General features: G+C 65.0%; 14 protein-coding genes. 11 read left to right on the forward strand and 3 right to left on the reverse strand.

Annotation, left to right across the window (positions count from 1 at the left end; translation table 11 throughout):
• Positions 1–30 precede the first annotated feature (30 nt).
• The 3 genes from AC0YKC_RS05235 (at position 31) to AC0YKC_RS05245 (ending at position 4,509) form a co-directional block, all read left to right on the forward strand.
• Positions 31–1,545: an amino acid ABC transporter permease/ATP-binding protein gene (locus AC0YKC_RS05235; RefSeq protein ID WP_320297344.1), complete on the forward strand. Its 1,515-nt coding sequence runs from the start codon at positions 31–33 to the stop codon at positions 1,543–1,545.
• Positions 1,546–1,618: 73 nt separating this feature from the next.
• On the forward strand, positions 1,619–2,743 hold the full coding sequence (locus tag AC0YKC_RS05240) for an NAD(P)/FAD-dependent oxidoreductase (RefSeq protein ID WP_488510375.1): 1,125 nt from the start codon (positions 1,619–1,621) through the stop codon (positions 2,741–2,743).
• Positions 2,744–2,823: 80 nt separating this feature from the next.
• The gene (locus AC0YKC_RS05245; RefSeq protein ID WP_488510376.1) at positions 2,824–4,509 is read left to right on the forward strand and encodes a hypothetical protein; all 1,686 of its coding nucleotides are present in this window, start codon (positions 2,824–2,826) and stop codon (positions 4,507–4,509) included.
• A 135-nt stretch (positions 4,510–4,644) separates the two neighbouring features.
• Here the strand turns inward: AC0YKC_RS05245 and AC0YKC_RS05250 are convergent, their stop codons facing one another.
• Positions 4,645–5,427, reverse strand: a complete 783-nt coding sequence (locus tag AC0YKC_RS05250) for a YciC family protein (RefSeq protein ID WP_488510377.1) — start codon at positions 5,425–5,427, stop codon at positions 4,645–4,647.
• Between the two features lie 149 nt (positions 5,428–5,576).
• On the opposite strand from AC0YKC_RS05250, the gene AC0YKC_RS05255 reads away from it, so the two are divergent.
• From AC0YKC_RS05255 to AC0YKC_RS05285, 7 genes are read left to right on the forward strand one after another with little or no spacing between them, the layout of a single operon-like run.
• The gene (locus tag AC0YKC_RS05255) at positions 5,577–6,203 is read left to right on the forward strand and encodes a DUF4129 domain-containing protein (RefSeq protein ID WP_488510378.1); all 627 of its coding nucleotides are present in this window, start codon (positions 5,577–5,579) and stop codon (positions 6,201–6,203) included.
• A complete protein-coding gene (locus AC0YKC_RS05260; RefSeq protein WP_320297348.1) occupies positions 6,200–7,414 on the forward strand; it encodes a DUF4350 domain-containing protein in 1,215 nt (404 codons plus the stop codon). The genes AC0YKC_RS05255 and AC0YKC_RS05260 overlap by 4 nt, the downstream gene beginning before the upstream one ends.
• Positions 7,401–8,357: an AAA family ATPase gene (locus AC0YKC_RS05265; RefSeq protein WP_434722416.1), complete on the forward strand. Its 957-nt coding sequence runs from the start codon at positions 7,401–7,403 to the stop codon at positions 8,355–8,357. Before AC0YKC_RS05260 ends, AC0YKC_RS05265 begins: the two co-directional genes overlap by 14 nt.
• Positions 8,354–9,658 (forward strand): DUF58 domain-containing protein, encoded by a 1,305-nt coding sequence (locus AC0YKC_RS05270; RefSeq protein WP_488510379.1) that lies wholly within the window; start codon positions 8,354–8,356, stop codon positions 9,656–9,658. The genes AC0YKC_RS05265 and AC0YKC_RS05270 overlap by 4 nt, the downstream gene beginning before the upstream one ends.
• Positions 9,655–10,671 (forward strand): stage II sporulation protein M, encoded by a 1,017-nt coding sequence (locus AC0YKC_RS05275; RefSeq protein WP_488510380.1) that lies wholly within the window; start codon positions 9,655–9,657, stop codon positions 10,669–10,671. The genes AC0YKC_RS05270 and AC0YKC_RS05275 overlap by 4 nt, the downstream gene beginning before the upstream one ends.
• A complete protein-coding gene (locus AC0YKC_RS05280) occupies positions 10,658–11,536 on the forward strand; it encodes an RDD family protein (RefSeq protein ID WP_488510381.1) in 879 nt (292 codons plus the stop codon). The genes AC0YKC_RS05275 and AC0YKC_RS05280 overlap by 14 nt, the downstream gene beginning before the upstream one ends.
• A 19-nt stretch (positions 11,537–11,555) precedes the next feature.
• Positions 11,556–11,831 carry a hypothetical protein gene (locus AC0YKC_RS05285; RefSeq protein ID WP_488510382.1) on the forward strand — a complete coding sequence of 92 codons (276 nt, stop codon included), beginning with the start codon at positions 11,556–11,558 and terminating at the stop codon, positions 11,829–11,831.
• An 18-nt stretch (positions 11,832–11,849) separates the two neighbouring features.
• On the opposite strand, the gene AC0YKC_RS05290 is transcribed toward AC0YKC_RS05285, so the two are convergent.
• Positions 11,850–12,536: a D-lyxose/D-mannose family sugar isomerase gene (locus AC0YKC_RS05290; RefSeq protein WP_434722412.1), complete on the reverse strand. Its 687-nt coding sequence runs from the start codon at positions 12,534–12,536 to the stop codon at positions 11,850–11,852.
• 191 nt (positions 12,537–12,727) lie between these two features.
• Between AC0YKC_RS05290 and AC0YKC_RS05295 the strand changes: the two genes are divergently transcribed.
• Positions 12,728–13,786, forward strand: coding sequence for a D-TA family PLP-dependent enzyme (locus tag AC0YKC_RS05295; protein ID WP_488510383.1), 1,059 nt, complete (start codon positions 12,728–12,730; stop codon positions 13,784–13,786).
• 156 nt (positions 13,787–13,942) lie between these two features.
• Here AC0YKC_RS05295 and AC0YKC_RS05300 read toward each other — a convergent pair whose 3' ends face one another.
• Positions 13,943–14,701: a heme ABC transporter permease gene (locus tag AC0YKC_RS05300; protein WP_434722409.1), complete on the reverse strand. Its 759-nt coding sequence runs from the start codon at positions 14,699–14,701 to the stop codon at positions 13,943–13,945.
• Between the last annotated feature and the right edge of the window lie 134 nt (positions 14,702–14,835).

Here is a 14,835-nt window from a genome sequence, read left to right on the forward strand (position 1 = left end):
TTTGCGCCGCCTCGCAAGGCAGGATGACGGATGGACTGGCTCGCAAATCTTCAACGAAGTTTCTTCGACTGGGACGCGATGGCATCGGTGCTGCCATCGCTGCTGGCGGTCGGACTGAAGAATACGCTAATCCTCGCCGCCGCATCGACGGTCCTCGGCGTCCTGATTGGGATGGTGATCGCCGTGATGGGCATCTCCCGCTCCGCCTGGCTGCGCATCCCGGCACGCGTCTATACCGACATCTTTCGCGGCCTCCCCGCCATCCTCACCATCCTGTTGATCGGCCAGGGGTTCGCCCGTATCGGGCGTGAGATTTTCGGCCCCTCGCCCTACCCGCTCGGCATCCTGGCGCTCAGCCTGATTGCCGGCGCCTATATCGGCGAGATCTTCCGCTCGGGTATCCAGAGCGTCGAAAGCGGCCAGATGGAGGCCTGCCGCGCGCTCAGCATGAGCTACAACCAGGGCATGCGGCTGATCGTAATCCCACAGGGCATACGCCGCGTGCTTCCGGCGCTGGTCAATCAGTTCATCGGCAACGTAAAGGATTCCAGCCTCGTCTACTTTCTCGGCCTGCTGGCCTCAGAACGAGAGATATTCCGCATCGGCCAGGACCAGGCGGTCGTAACCGGCAATCTGTCGCCGCTGCTCCTGGCCGGCGTCTTCTATCTCGTCATCACCGTGCCACTGACCCATGTGGTCAACTACATCGACAACCGGCTGCGCCTCGGCAAACAGAAGGCGGGAGGCGTTGTCAGCGGCCTCGTCGAAGTGGGCGAACTGAAGGATTCAGTGGCCAAGGCCGAGAAGGAACCAGCCATCAAGGCCGGCAGCCTCGAAGTCCGCGATCTCGACATGGCCTATGGCGAGCATCAGGTTCTCAAGCAGATCCGGCTCAAGGTGGAGCCGGGGACGGTCACCTGCATCATCGGCCCGTCCGGCTCAGGGAAATCGACCCTGCTGCGCTGCCTCAACCGGCTTGTCGAACCCAAAGGCGGCGACGTGATGCTCGACGGCGAAAGCATCCTGGCGATGCGGCCTGAGAAGTTGCGGCGACGTGTCGGCATGGTGTTCCAGCATTTCAACCTGTTCCCGAACCATACGGCAATAGAGAACGTCATGCTGGCGCTGACCAGGATAAAAGGCATGGCGCAAAGCCAGGCCAGGCGGCTTGCCGAGGGACGCCTGACGGAAGTGGGTCTCGCCGCCCGCGCGGACTACCGGCCGAGCCGCCTTTCGGGCGGCCAGCAGCAGCGCGTTGCAATCGCGCGGGCTCTCGCCATGGAACCCGAGGTCATCCTCTTCGACGAAGTCACCAGCGCGCTCGATCCCGAACTCGTCAAAGGCGTGCTCAACCTGATGGCCGATCTGGGGCGACGCGGCATGACGATGATCGTCGTCACCCACGAGATGGGTTTCGCCCGCAAGGTCGCCGACCAGGTCGCGTTCATGGACGAGGGCCGCATCGTCGAGGTCGGTCCGCCGGCCGAAGTCTTCGACAGGCCGAAGAGCCCGCGACTGAAGCAATTCCTGGCCGAGGTGCTGTGAACGATGTCGGCCCCCAACCTATCGTTCCGATATCCAATAGAACTCATCGTCCGAACCATCGAAAGTTGCTTCCATGACCAATAACACCGCCCTCAAGGCCGTCGTCGTCGGCGCCGGCGTCTTTGGCGTCTCCACAGCCTTCCACCTCGCTCGCCTCGGCGTCCAAACCACCATTGTGAACGACGGCGCCGTCGCCAACGGGGCATCGTCGCGCTCGCTGGCCTGGCTCAATTCGGCGCGGAAGCGCTCCGCGGCGTATCACAAGCTGCGTATTCAAGGCCTTGAACGCTACAAGGCTTTTGCGGCCAGTCATGATTGCAGCGCCTGGCTGCGGTTCGACGGCGGCCTGACCTGGGACGCCGACGATGCTTCCAACCAGATAGCGGAGATCCACCGGCACGAGCAGGCTATTGGCTACCAGACACAGCTACTCGCGCCTTCTGAACTCAGCGCCGTCACGCCTGGTGTCGACCCGCGCGCTGTCTCGCCCCAGGGCGCCATCTTCAATGCCGGCGAAGGCTGGGTAGACCTGCCTTCATTGATTAACCTCCTCTTGGCGGAATTTCGCGAACGCGGCGGCCGCATTCTCAGCGACGCCGGCTCCGCCGACGTCACACTCGCCAACGGCCGCGTCAGCGGCGTGAAGACCTCTTCCGGCGAGGTGGTCGGTGCCGATGTCGTGGTGGTCGCGACCGGCCCGGCAGTGCCGGCAATGGCTGCCAAGGTCGGCAGGCATATAGGCGACGGCACGACACGTGCGCTGCTGGTTTTCAGCAAACCGGTTCCGCATCCGCTGCGTGCCGTGCTCAACACGCCTCGCGTCGCCATCAGGCCCACTCCGAACGGCGCCTTCGCGCTGGATTCGGCATGGTCGGAAGAGGAAGTCATCGTGCGAGACGATGGCACATACGAGGCAAAGCCGTCCACGATCGCAGGGCTGCTCAAGGAAGCCTCCTCGGTGCTGGAGGGCAACCCGAGGCTTGTCCTGCAGAGCCTTCACGTGGGGCCGAAGCCGATTCCGGCGGACGGCGAACCGGTCGTCGGCCAATTGACCGATATTCCGGGTTATCATGTCGTCTTCAGTCACAGTGGCGCGACGCTGGGGCTCATCGCAGGCGAACTGCTGGCCGGCGAGATCGTCAGCGGGACGGCCAATCCCTTGCTCGAGCCGTTTCGCCCCTCGCGCTTCGATGGCTGAGAAGCCGTTTGCCAAGCTGTTGCGTTTCGGCTCAGATTGCGCCGGGTCCCGCCCGCACGGAATGCGAGAAGCAGCAAGGCATGGATCATTTCGACCTCGGCACTTATCGCCGCCCCATCTCCACGTCCTCCCCCGAAACGCAGCGCTGGTTCGATATCGGGCTGAACTGGCGCTACGGCTTCAACCACGAGGAAGGCATAAAGTGCTTCGAGAAGGCGCTGGGGACCGATCCAGCTTGCGCCTTCGTGCATTGGGGCATCGCCTATGCCGCCGGGCCTTTCTATAACCTCACCTGGAAGGAACATGGCAAGGCCGAGGCCGATCATGTCGCCAGGCGCTGCTTCGAGCATGTGCGGCTGGCGCAAGCCAATGCGGCGAGCGCCAGCCCTGTCGAGCAGCGGCTGATCGATGCGCTGGCCGCCCGCGTCCAGCAGCCGCACGGCGTGAGCGCCGCGGAGTTCGAAAAGTGGGACGACGCCTATGCCGCCGCCATGCGGCAAGTTTTTCGCGCGTTTCCCGACGACCATGACGTGATGGCGCTGACGGTCGAGGCGCTGATGATGCGCACGGTGCGGCGCCTGTGGAACCTCAAGACCGGCGAGCCGGCGCCGAATTCCGATGTGCTGGAGGCGTTGGACATCTGCGAACGTTCGATCCGGCTCTCGGACGAGGCAGGCGCCGCGCCGCATCCGGCGGCGCTTCATCTCCACATCCACCTGCTCGAAATGTCGACGCAGCCGGAGCGCGGCATGCGCTCGGCGGAGCGGCTGGTCACGATGTGCCCCGATGCCGGTCACATGAACCATATGCCGGGGCACATTTACGTGCTCTGCGGCGAGTATGAGAAGGCGAAGATCGCCAGCGAGAAGGCGGTGCGCGCCAACGACCTCTACCTCGCCTATGCCGGCGAGCCGACCTATTACCTGCTTGGATGCTGCCACGACCTGCATCTAATGATGTTCACCTGCATGTTTCTTGGCCAGTACCGCCCTGCTCTGTGGGCGGCCGACAAGGTGCGCAACCTGGTGACGCGCGACGTCGTCAGCATCCCCGAGCGGCCGAAGCTGACGCAGACGGTCGAGGGCTATCACGCGATGAAATCGCACGTGCAGGTGCGCTTCGGGCGCTGGCGCGAGATCATCGACGAGCCGATGAATAGCGAGCCCGACCTCTATGTGGTGACTGCCGCGCTGCAGCATTACGCCAAGGGCGTGGCGCATGCGACGCTGCGCGAATTCGCCGACGCCGAGCGCCAATGCGATTTATTTAGCCGGCAAATCGATAGCATTCCGCCCGAGCGCCGATTCTTAAGCAACCCTACGAAAGCCTCGCTCGCGGTGGGCGCGGCGCTGCTCGACGGCGAGCTCGCCTATCACCAGGGCCGTCACGACGAGGCCTACTCGCATCTGCGCCGCGCAGTCGAGATCGACGACAATCTCTCCTACACCGAGCCATGGGCCTGGATGCATCCGCCGCGCCATGCGCTCGCGGCACTCCTGCTCGACCAGGGCCACGCGGCCGAGGCCGAGCAGGTCTATCGCGACGATCTGGGCCTGAGCGGCGCCGTGCAACGCTGCGCCCAGCATCCGGACAATGTCTGGGCGCTGCACGGCTTGGTCGAATGCCTGAAGCGGCGCGGCGAGAAAGAGGAACTGCCCAGGTTGCAGGCGAAGCTTGCCACGGCGCTGGCCAAGGCGGATGTGGCGATCACCTCGTCCTGCCTCTGCAGGACGAGCGTGCCAGCGGATCATTGCTGCTGTCACTAGGGCGTTCCACCGTTTCACGGAAACGGCGAACCGCTCTATCTCCTTGTTTTGACGCAATTCCGGACGGAAAACCGCTCACACTTTTCCTGGAATTGCTCTAGGCGTGCTGTTGCTCCGCGACGACGGCGCCAGCCGCTACGAGAAGATCTCCGCCAGTTCGTCGATGCTCGCTCCTTCCTTCGCCTGGCGCAGTTCGACGTAGCTCACCGCCGTGGCGATCGAGAGCACCATCGACACCACGGTCTGCACCAGCGCGGCTCCGATCTCGGCGATGATGCCGCCGAACAGCACGAGAATGAGCAGTATCCCCCACTGGATGATCATCGCGATGATGATGAGAATGAGAAACAGGCCGAAAAGCGACCAGCGGCTGCCCTTGGTCAGAGCCCGGCTGCGCGACATCGAGCCGAACACGCCCCGACGCTCCTGGATCAGGACCGGCACCGACATCGACCAGCCGAGCCACAGGATGATGCCCGGCACGATCAACAGCATCAGGCCGATGCCCGCGCCGAGCCCGACGAGAAGGCCGATCGCGAGCGTCGGCAGCAGAAAGCGGATCGCAATCTGGATGCAGTCGCCGAAGGACGGCCGCTTGCCGTTGAGGTCCTCGATGGTCGCCCGCACCAGCGCCGATTGCAGCAGCAGCGCGCACACGAAGGAGATCAGCCCGGCGAAGATGGTGATGTAGGAATTGCGGAACATGGCGCTTGGGTCGGCCATGGCGGCGGGGTCTCGCTGCATCATCGCGTCGATCTGCGGCTGGGTCCACAGCCTGATGAGCAATGCCGGCAGGCCCGCAAACAAAGCCGCCAACCCCACGCAAAGTCCGATGTTTCGGCCAATCACGCCGAAGGTGTTGCTGAATACCCTGCCGATCTCGAATCTGCCGGGTTGTCCCAATGTCACAGTCGTCATGATAATTTCCCCCGAACCACCACCGTATCCAACGGATGACTTCAAAGTAAATTTGCCAAGATTAAAGGGCTACGTCCAGTGCGCTTGCAATTGTCATGGCGTATTGCCAGTGTCGGCCCCGAACCGCAGGTTGCAGGGGGAACGAGCGGGTGACAGCCGCAGCGACGGAGGGGGCCGGACGGCTGGCGCAGTTGCACAAGCAGCTGCTGGCCGACGATTCGATCCAGTTCGGGCTGCCGACCTATGTGCGGCCCGAGCCGCCGGCGTGGCTGAAGCCGTTTCTGGACGGCCTGGCAAAGCTCGGTCCGTATATGATCTACCTGTTCTGGGGCGCGGTGATTGTCGGCGTCGCCATCATTGCTTTCCTGCTTTTCCTCGAGGCCAAAGGCGTTGCCTGGCGCCTGCCATGGCGGCGGGAACGCGAAGAGACCGAAGCGAAGGAAGAGTGGCGTCCTGACGCGGGCGCCGCCCAGATCCTGCTCTCCGAGGCCGATGCGCTGGCAGCGCGCGGCGAATATGACGAGGCGGTGCATCTGTTGCTTCGCCGCAGCGTCGCCGACATCGCCACGCGGCTGCCCGATTTCCTGCGGCCGTCGCTCACCGCGCGCGATATCGCCGGCGCGGGCTCCATCCCCACCCGGCCCCGCGCCGCCTTCAGCGAGATCGCCCGCATCGTCGAGGCAGCCTTGTTTGCCCGCCGTCCCGTCGGAGTCGAGGGCTGGCGGCAGGCGCGCGGCGCCTATGAGCGTTTCGCCTTTCGGGATGCCTGGGCATGACCGCGCAGGTGACAGGGGCAGCGCAAGAACCGTTCAGCCGCAAAACCCTGTTCTGGGGCATTTTCGCCAGCCTGCTGGCGGCGGCCGGGTTTTTCCTTTTGTCCACCTATGCCCCCGATTTCCGCGAACCCGAAGGCGGCGGCACGCCGTTCTCGAAGGGCGGCACCGGCTATGCCGGGCTTGTCGAATGGCTGAAGCTGACCAACGGACAAGCGCCGCCGATGGAACGCGGCGAGAAGGACCTGGCGTCCCCGCTGGCCTCGACTTTCCTGCTCGTCGTCACCATCGCACCGGGCAGCGACCCGGCCGCGCTCGACCACATCATCAAGCTGCGCTCGGGCAAGGACACGCTCTTCGTGCTGCCGAAATGGCAGACCTTTCCCTTGTTCAGCCATGACGGCTGGGAGACCAAGGTCGAGCGGCTGCCCAACACGGTCGTCAACGACTGGCTCGGCCGCATCGCCAAGGCGAAGCTCGGCGAGGCGAAGAACACGCTCTCGCAGATCAATATCGCCGGCCGAACGGTGCCCGCGCCGGAGGACCTGCAATGGGTGGCGGACGACCATCCGCTGATCGCGGCCGGCGACGGCAGGGCTATCCTGACCGAACTCGACAACGAGCCCTTCTACATCCTCACCGATCCCGATTTCATCAACAATGCCGGGCTGAAGGACGAACAGACGGCAGCCGCCGCGCTCGACATGATCGCCATGATCGAGCCCGCCAAGGGCGCCGTCATGTTCGACCTGACGCTGCACGGCATCGGCCAGAAATACGATCTTGCCAAGCTGTTGGTCGAACCGCCCTTCCTGGCGCTGACGCTGTCGGTGCTGGTGGCCGCCGGGCTCGCCTTCCTGCATGGGCTCGGCCGCTTCGGCCCGCCGCGTGCGGAAGGCCGCGCCATCGCCTTCGGCAAGCGGGCGCTGGTCGACACCACGGCGATGCTGCTGAGGCGCGCCGGGCGGCTGCAAGAGCTTGGCGACCGCTATGCGGCGCTGATGCGCCAACGCGCCGCTGCCTTGCTTGGCGCGCCGCACGGGCTGCAAGGCGAGGCGCTCGACCGCTGGCTGGACTCCCGCGACAAGGATGAAGCGCACGGCTTCACCGCGCGGTTCAAGGCAGTGAATGATTCCAATAGTTTGGCCGGAATGCATGAAGCAGCGGAAAAGCTGCATGACTGGACGGCAAGGAGGCTCGGTGAACGTCGATGAAGTGAAGGCCCTGGCGAACGCGATCAGGGAAGAAGTAGCGAAAGCGATTACCGGGCAGCGCGATACCGTCGACCTGATGCTGACGGCGCTGTTTGCTGGCGGGCACATCCTGCTCGAAGGCCCGCCGGGCACCGCCAAGACGATGACGGCGCGCTGCTTCGCGCAGGCGCTCGGCGTCGCCTATGGCCGCATCCAGTTCACGCCCGACCTGATGCCCGGCGATATCGTCGGCGCCAACATCTACAATTTCCAGAGCGGGCAGTTCACGCTGACGCGCGGCCCGATCTTCTGCGACCTTCTGCTTGCCGACGAAATCAACCGCACGCCGCCGAAGACGCAGGCAGCACTCCTCGAGGCCATGCAGGAGCATGCCGTCACCTTCGACGGCACCACGCATTCGCTTGGCCGGAATTTCATGGTGGTGGCGACGCAGAACCCGATCGAGCATCAGGGCGTCTATCCGCTGCCCGAAGCGCAGCTCGACCGCTTCCTGTTCAAGCATCGGGTGAGCTATCCGGACCTCCGGGAAGAGCGCGCCATCATCATCCATCACGGCGGCGGCTCGGCCTCGCACGATATCGAGCAATACGGCATCAAGGCGCGGACCGACCGCAAGACGCTGGAAGCCGCCCTTGCGACGGTCGGCGAGGTCACGCTGGTCGACGATATCGTCGGCTATATCGCAGCACTCGTGCGCGGCACGCGCGAAAGTCCTGACCTCGAGGTCGGCGCCAGCCCGCGCGCGGGCGCCATGCTGGCGCGCGCCGCGCGCGCCAGGGCGGCGCTAGACGGCCGCAACTACGTCATCCCGGACGACGTCAAGGCTTTGGCCGTGCCGGCGCTGCGCCACCGCGTCGTTCTCTCGCCGGCAGCGCAGATCGACGGACGGCTGGTCGAGCAGATCGTCTCCGACCTCGTCGACCATACGGAAGCGCCGCGTTGATCTATCCGAGCGGCAGAGCGGTCTGGGCAGCGGCGGCGGGGGCGATCCCCGCCTTCCTGATCGCGCTCGCTCTGCCGCATGTCTGGTATCTCGGCCTGTTGTGGATCTGCCTGCTGCTCGCCTTCCTGGCGGTGGACGCCGCCGCCGGGCGAGGCCGCGCCTCGCTCAATGCCACGCTGACCGCGCCGCCGCAGGTCGGCGTCGGCGGGCGCTTCACGCTGCACATCGCGGCGGGTTTCGGCGCCAAGCCGCGGCGCCTGCAGGCGCGTGTCGGACATGACCAGCGGCTTCAGCCGGTCGCCGGCACCGGCGGCGCGCTGCCGGCCAATGGCGGCACGCTCGACCTCGAATTCGAGGCCATCCGCCGCGGCATCGCCAGTTTCGACCGGTTGTGGCTGCGCTGGCAGGGTCCGTTCGGGCTGATCTGGAACCAGGTCGTTCTGCCGGTCGATCGCAAGGTTGCGGTGCTGCCCGACGTCAGCAGCGCGCGCGACGAAGCGATCACGCTTCTGCAGCGCTCCGCGCTTGCCGACGGCCATGCACAGAAGCGCGCCGGCCAGGGCCGCGAGTTCGAGGCTTTGAAAGACTACCAGCCCGGCATGGGCCGACGCATGATCGACTGGAAGCGCAGCGCCCGCCACGGCAAGCTTCTGGCGCGCGAATTCCGGATCGAGGAGAACAACAACATCGTTTTAGCCATCGATAGCGGCCGGCTGATGTGCGAGCCCGTCGACGGCGTGCCGAAAGTCGACCGCGCGGTGACGGCAGCACTTCTGTCGGCCTTCATCGCGCTCAAAGGCGGCGATCTCGTCAGCCTGTTTTCCTTCGACGCCAGGCCGCGCGTTTCCAGCGGCGCGGTGCGCGGCTCGCCGAGCTTCACCATGATCCAGAAGCGCGCCGCCGAGATCGACTATTCGACCGAGGAGACCAACTTCACCCTGGCGCTGACCACGCTTTCGGCCAGGCTCGATCGGCGCTCGCTGGTCATCGTCTTCACCGATTTCGTCGATCCGATCAGCGCCGAGCTGATGCTGCGCACCGTGGGCCGGCTGACCGAACGGCATCTGGTGCTGTTCATGCTGATGAAGGATGTGGAGCTCGAAACGTTGGCCGACATGGCGCCGGCGGCGCCCGAGGATGTCGCCCGCTCCGTCACCGCCGGCGACCTGTTGCGGCAGCGGCAGGTGGTGATCGGCAGGCTCAGACTGCTCGGCGCGCATGTCATCGAGGCCGACCATCAGCGGCTCGGCCCGGCACTGGTCGAGCGTTATATCCAGCTCAAGGAGGAGAACCTCTTATGACGCTGTCGGCCGGCACCGATGCGGTGCGCCAGTCGCTGGCAAGCTTCCGCCAGGAGCGCGAAGCCGACTGGAAAGCCTTCGAGGCGCTGCTGGCGCGCGTCGAGAAGCGTGCGCCGCGCGCGCTGTCGGAAGACGAACTCCTGTCGCTGCCGCTCCTCTACCGTTCGGCGCTGTCCTCGCTTTCGGTAGCGCGCGCGACCTCGCTCGACAGCGCGCTGATCGCCTATCTAGAGGCGCTGTGCCTGCGCGGCTATTTCTATCTCTACGGCGCGCGGCGATCGTTGAGGACACGCATCGGCGACTTTTTCCTGCATGATTGGCCGGCGGCGATCCGCGACCTTTGGCGCGAGGTGTGGACATCGGTCGGGTTGACGGTGATCGGCGCCATCGCCGGCTATTGGCTGGTCGCCTCCGACAAGCGCTGGTACGACGCCATCATCGCGCCGAGCCTAGCGGGCGGGCGCAACCCGGATTCGTCGACCGAGACGCTGCGGGCCGTGCTTTACGGCGGCGGCGACCAATTTCTGTCGGGCTTTGCCGCCTATCTCTTCACCCACAACACGCAGGTCTCGATCCTGGCCTTCGCGCTGGGCTTCGCCTTCGCCGTGCCGAGCGTGCTGATCATCCTGATGAATGGCTGCATGCTCGGCGCCATCTTCCAGATCTATGCCGCCAAGGGCCTTGGCTTCGAGCTCGGCGGCTGGCTTTCGATCCACGGCACGACGGAGCTGTTCGCCATCGCCATCGCGGGTGCTGCCGGCATGCGCATCGGCACCAGCATCGCCTTTCCCGGCAAACTGACCCGCATGGCGGCCGCAGCGCGGGCCGGTCGCGTGGCGGCGACCGCCATGATCGGCGTCACGGTGATGCTGCTTTTCGCCGGATTGTTGGAGGGCATCGGCCGGCAGACGATCACCAGCGACCTCCCCCGCTATTCGATAGGCGGCGGCATGCTGGCCTTTTGGATCTGTTATTTCTACCTGTTCCGGATGGTGCGGCATGGCGACCGATAGGGCAGCGAAGGTCAAGGACCCGGCAGCGCTGATCCGTCCACTGGTCACGCCGGAGGGCGTCGACCTCAGGGTCAAGCTGGCCGACGCCGGCACCCGGGCTTCGGGCTTCCTGCTCGACGTGGTGATCATCATCGTGGCGGCGGTCGTGGTGAGCCTCGTCGCGCTGTTCGGCCTCGGCGGGCTTGGCGTGCAGGATGCGCAGCCGCTGTTCATCGTCTGGATCATCTTCATCTTCTTCCTGCGCAACGTCTATTTCATCGCCTTCGAAGCGGGCCGGCGGGCAGCGACGCCGGGCAAGCGCATGGTTGGCGTCAGGGTCGCGTCGCGCAGCGGCGCCGGCCTCACGCTCGACCAGGTCATCGCGCGCAACCTGATGCGCGAGATCGAAGTTTTCCTGCCGCTGTCGATCCTCGCCGCGCGCGCCAGCGCCGATGTCGCCGACACGCTGACCACCATCTTCGGCCTGGTCTGGGCGCTGCTGTTCTCGCTGTTCCCGCTGTTCAACCGCGACCGGCTCAGAATCGGCGACCTGCTCGCCGGCACCTGGGTGGTCGAGGCGCCAAAAGTGGCGCTGCTCGAAGACCTTTCGCAGCGCAAGGATCCGGTCGCGGCCCGCTTCCAATTCAGTCCGGCGCAGCTCGACGCCTATGGCATCGCCGAACTGCAGAAGCTGGAGGAAGTGCTGCGCCGCGACGACTATTCCGCGCTGAAGGCGGTGGCGGAGACCATCGCCCGCAAGATCGGCGCCAGGGTCGAGCCGATCGATTCAAAGGCTTTCCTCACCGCCTACTATGGCGAGTTGCGCGCGCATCTCGAACGCAAGCTGCTGCTTGGGAACCGCAAGGCGGATAAGTACGCGCGGTAGCGCGCCTGAGTGATCTCAAATGAAGACGTCTCTGTCAGAACTCGAAATTCAAGAAATGGAAACACGGGCGGCGGCAGCCCAACCCGGTCCGTGGAAATCATGGGTCGAAGGCCGGGATTTCGACGGAGGATCGAACTTCATCCAGACCGGCAATGGGGCAGAACGTGGCGAGGACATAGAAATGTCCGGCGCAACAGTTGCAGACCAGGATTTTATGGCCGCCGCACGTCAGGACCTCCCGCGCCTGATCACGGAAGTGCGCCGACTGCGCGCACTTCTCACTCAGATCAAATAGAAGTCTCAGCGCCCTCGCCTACCCGACCCACTTCTCATAGTCCGACACCAAGAGGTGCACCGGCGAGACGTCCTCGTCGATGTTGGAGAAGCGGCCGATCGGCTCGCGAAAGACGTTGTCGGTGAGGTCGTCATTGACGGTGGAAACCTCGCCGATCAGCACATCCTTGCCCTCGGCCCAGAAGGCGTGCCAGACGCCGGGCAGCAGTGTCACGCTCTGGCCGGGATCGAGCTTCAGCAGGCCGCCGGCCGGCAATCTGGTGATGGTCCCGTCGACCGGTACCGAGACTTCGGCCTTCGGGTCGATGCCGCCGTCGCGGTCGTGCATGAACAGTTCCAGCACCAGCTTGCCGCCGCCGCGGTTGATGATGTCCTCGGCCTTGATGTTGTGGCGGTGCATCGGCGACAGCTGATCCTTGCGCGAAATCATGATCTTCTCGGCATAGAGCATGCCCATGCCGAGCTTCATGTCTTCGTAGCGGCCGTTGCGCACGGTGAACAGGAACAGGCCGAGCTCGTCGAACTTCTCCTGGCCGTAGTCGGTGATGTCCCAGCCGAGGCGCGAGGTGAAGATGGCCGAGGAGTCGGCCTTGTGCGCCTTCATCTCTTCCGGCGACCAATAGGCGAAGGGCGGCATGATGTAGCCGAAGGAGCGGATGAAGGCGTCGGCTTCGCGGATGATGTCGTTGATCTTTGAGCGCTTCATGGGTTCTTTTCCTTCCGGCCGCTGCCTGCTGAAATCTGCCCCTTCCGAATAACCCAATGCCGATCCGCTGTCGACGCAAACCGGCGGTTCTGGACCGTGACATCTGGCCGGATCGGGGCCATAACCCAGTCGGGTTTTGAAGCGCATGTCCTCGTGCCGGAATCGGCAGGCATGCTTTGGACGGTGATCTCATGCCAAGCATAGACGACCTCGACACGCCGGCGATCCTTATCGATGCGGCACGCGCAGAAGCCAACATCAAAAAGGCGCAGGCGCATGCCGACGCGCATGGGTTGAAGCTGCGACCGCATATCAAGACGCACAAGCTGCCTTATTGGGCGAAGAAACAGGTCGGGGCCGGCGCCGTCGGCATCACCTGCCAGAAGATCGGCGAAGCCGAGGTGATGGCCGATGCCGGGCTGACCGACATTTTTCTGCCCTACAACATCCTTGGCCGCGCCAAGCTGGAGCGGCTGAAGGCATTGCATGGGCGCGTGACGCTGTCGGTGACGGCGGACAGCCGTGAGACGCTGGAAGGCCTTGCCGCCACCTTCACGGATACCGACCATCCGTTGCAGGTTCTGGTCGAGTGCGACACCGGCATGGGCCGCTGCGGCGTGCAGAGCGCCGACGATGCACTGGCGCTGGCGAAAGTGATCGACAAGGCCAAGGGGCTCGCCTTCGGCGGGCTGATGACCTATCCGGCGGCGGGCCGCGCCGCCGAGGCGGAAGCGTGGCTGAAGGCCGCGCGCGACGCGCTTGCGGCGGCCGGCCTCGCATGCGAGCGCATCTCCAGCGGCGGCACGCCGGACATGTGGCGTTCCGGCGAGGACAGCGTCGTCACCGAATATCGGCCCGGCACCTACATCTATCTCGATCGCTACCAGGTCGCCAAAGGCGTCGGCACGCTGAACGATTGTGCGCTGACGGTACTCGCCACGGTGGTCAGCCATCCGACCCCGACCCGAGCCATCCTGGACAGCGGGAGCAAGGCACTGTCCTCCGATACGCTGGGGCTGCCGGAGTTCGGCGAGTTGCTGGGCGTGCCCGGCGCCCGCGTCACTGGCTTGAGCGAAGAGCACGGCACCGTCACGCTATCGGACGGCGCCGCATTGCACATCGGCGAGCGCGTGCGCGTCGTTCCCGACCATTGCTGCGTGGTGACGAATTTGTTCGAGCAGGTGCATCTGATCGACGGCGACAAGCTGCTGGAAACGCTGCCGGTTGCGGCAAGGGGGCGGATGGGGTGAGGAGCGGCCTCTCCTTCTCCCCCTGTGGGAGAAGGTGTCGCCGAAGGCGACGGATGAGGGGTGCTCCAGGGAACACCAGCGCCTCACTCCGCTGGAACACCCCTCATCCGTCTCGGCGCTACGCGCCGATCCACCTTCTCCCACAAGGGGAGAAGGTTAGGCCCGCTCCGCCTGCCTTGCCGCAACCCTGCGCATCGCGGTGACGCGGCGCCGGAAAATCTCCGTGCGTATCGCCATCAGATGCAGCGCGAAGAACAGCACCGTGAAGCCGAGCGCCATCACGGCGAGCGGCCACAGCATCGAGGGATCGATGGTCGGGCCGCCGAGGCGGAAAACGGAAGCCGGCTGGTGCAGCGTATTCCACCAGTCGACCGAGAATTTGATGATCGGGATGTTGATGAAGCCGACCAGCGTGATGATGGCGGCGGCCCAGGCGGCGCGGCCGGCATCGTCCAGCGCGCGCGTCAGCGCAATGATGCCGAGATACATCAGGAAGAGCACAAACACCGAGGTCAGCCGGGCGTCCCACACCCACCAGGTGCCCCACATCGGCTTGCCCCAAATGGAGCCGGTGATCAACGCCAGCGCTGTGAAGGTGGCGCCGATCGGGGCCGCCGATTTCAGCGCGACATCGGCCAGCGGATGACGCCAGACCAGCGTGCCAAGCGCCGAGAGCGCCATGATCGTGTAGCACATCATGGCGAGCCAGGCGAAAGGCACGTGGATATACATGATGCGCACCGTGATGCCTTGCTGGAAATCCTCCGGCGCGGTGAAGCTCATATAGAGGCCAACGGCGAGCAGAATCGCCGCGACCGCCGCCAGCCACGGAATGACCTTGTCCGCCAGCCCGACGAAGCGCGTCGGGTTGGCGAGATCGGTCCAGGCGGCAAGCCGTGAGGTGGTATCGCTCATGCCGACCTAAATAGACCGACGATGGATCGAGGGCAATTGGACGGTTGTCGCAGACGGCGCGACCTTCCCTTCTCCCCTTGTGGGAGAAGGTGGATCGGCGCGATAGCGCCGAGACGGATGAGGGGTGTTCCAGC

The organism is Mesorhizobium sp. CNPSo 4661 (genome assembly GCF_057784215.1).

What these genes read in the sequence shown, in the direction of transcription:
- AC0YKC_RS05275 (WP_488510380.1), top strand. Translation starts at nt 9,655, where the DNA reads ATGACGCTGTCGGCCGGCACCGATGCGGTGCGCCAGTCGCTGGCAAGC.
- AC0YKC_RS05260 (WP_320297348.1), top strand. Translation starts at nt 6,200, where the DNA reads ATGACCGCGCAGGTGACAGGGGCAGCGCAAGAACCGTTCAGCCGCAAA.
- AC0YKC_RS05300 (WP_434722409.1), bottom strand. Translation starts at nt 14,701, where the DNA reads ATGAGCGATACCACCTCACGGCTTGCCGCCTGGACCGATCTCGCCAAC.
- AC0YKC_RS05250 (WP_488510377.1), bottom strand. Translation starts at nt 5,427, where the DNA reads ATGACGACTGTGACATTGGGACAACCCGGCAGATTCGAGATCGGCAGG.
- AC0YKC_RS05285 (WP_488510382.1), top strand. Translation starts at nt 11,556, where the DNA reads ATGAAGACGTCTCTGTCAGAACTCGAAATTCAAGAAATGGAAACACGG.
- AC0YKC_RS05295 (WP_488510383.1), top strand. Translation starts at nt 12,728, where the DNA reads ATGCCAAGCATAGACGACCTCGACACGCCGGCGATCCTTATCGATGCG.
- AC0YKC_RS05240 (WP_488510375.1), top strand. Translation starts at nt 1,619, where the DNA reads ATGACCAATAACACCGCCCTCAAGGCCGTCGTCGTCGGCGCCGGCGTC.
- AC0YKC_RS05245 (WP_488510376.1), top strand. Translation starts at nt 2,824, where the DNA reads ATGGATCATTTCGACCTCGGCACTTATCGCCGCCCCATCTCCACGTCC.
- AC0YKC_RS05280 (WP_488510381.1), top strand. Translation starts at nt 10,658, where the DNA reads ATGGCGACCGATAGGGCAGCGAAGGTCAAGGACCCGGCAGCGCTGATC.
- AC0YKC_RS05235 (WP_320297344.1), top strand. Translation starts at nt 31, where the DNA reads ATGGACTGGCTCGCAAATCTTCAACGAAGTTTCTTCGACTGGGACGCG.
- AC0YKC_RS05290 (WP_434722412.1), bottom strand. Translation starts at nt 12,536, where the DNA reads ATGAAGCGCTCAAAGATCAACGACATCATCCGCGAAGCCGACGCCTTC.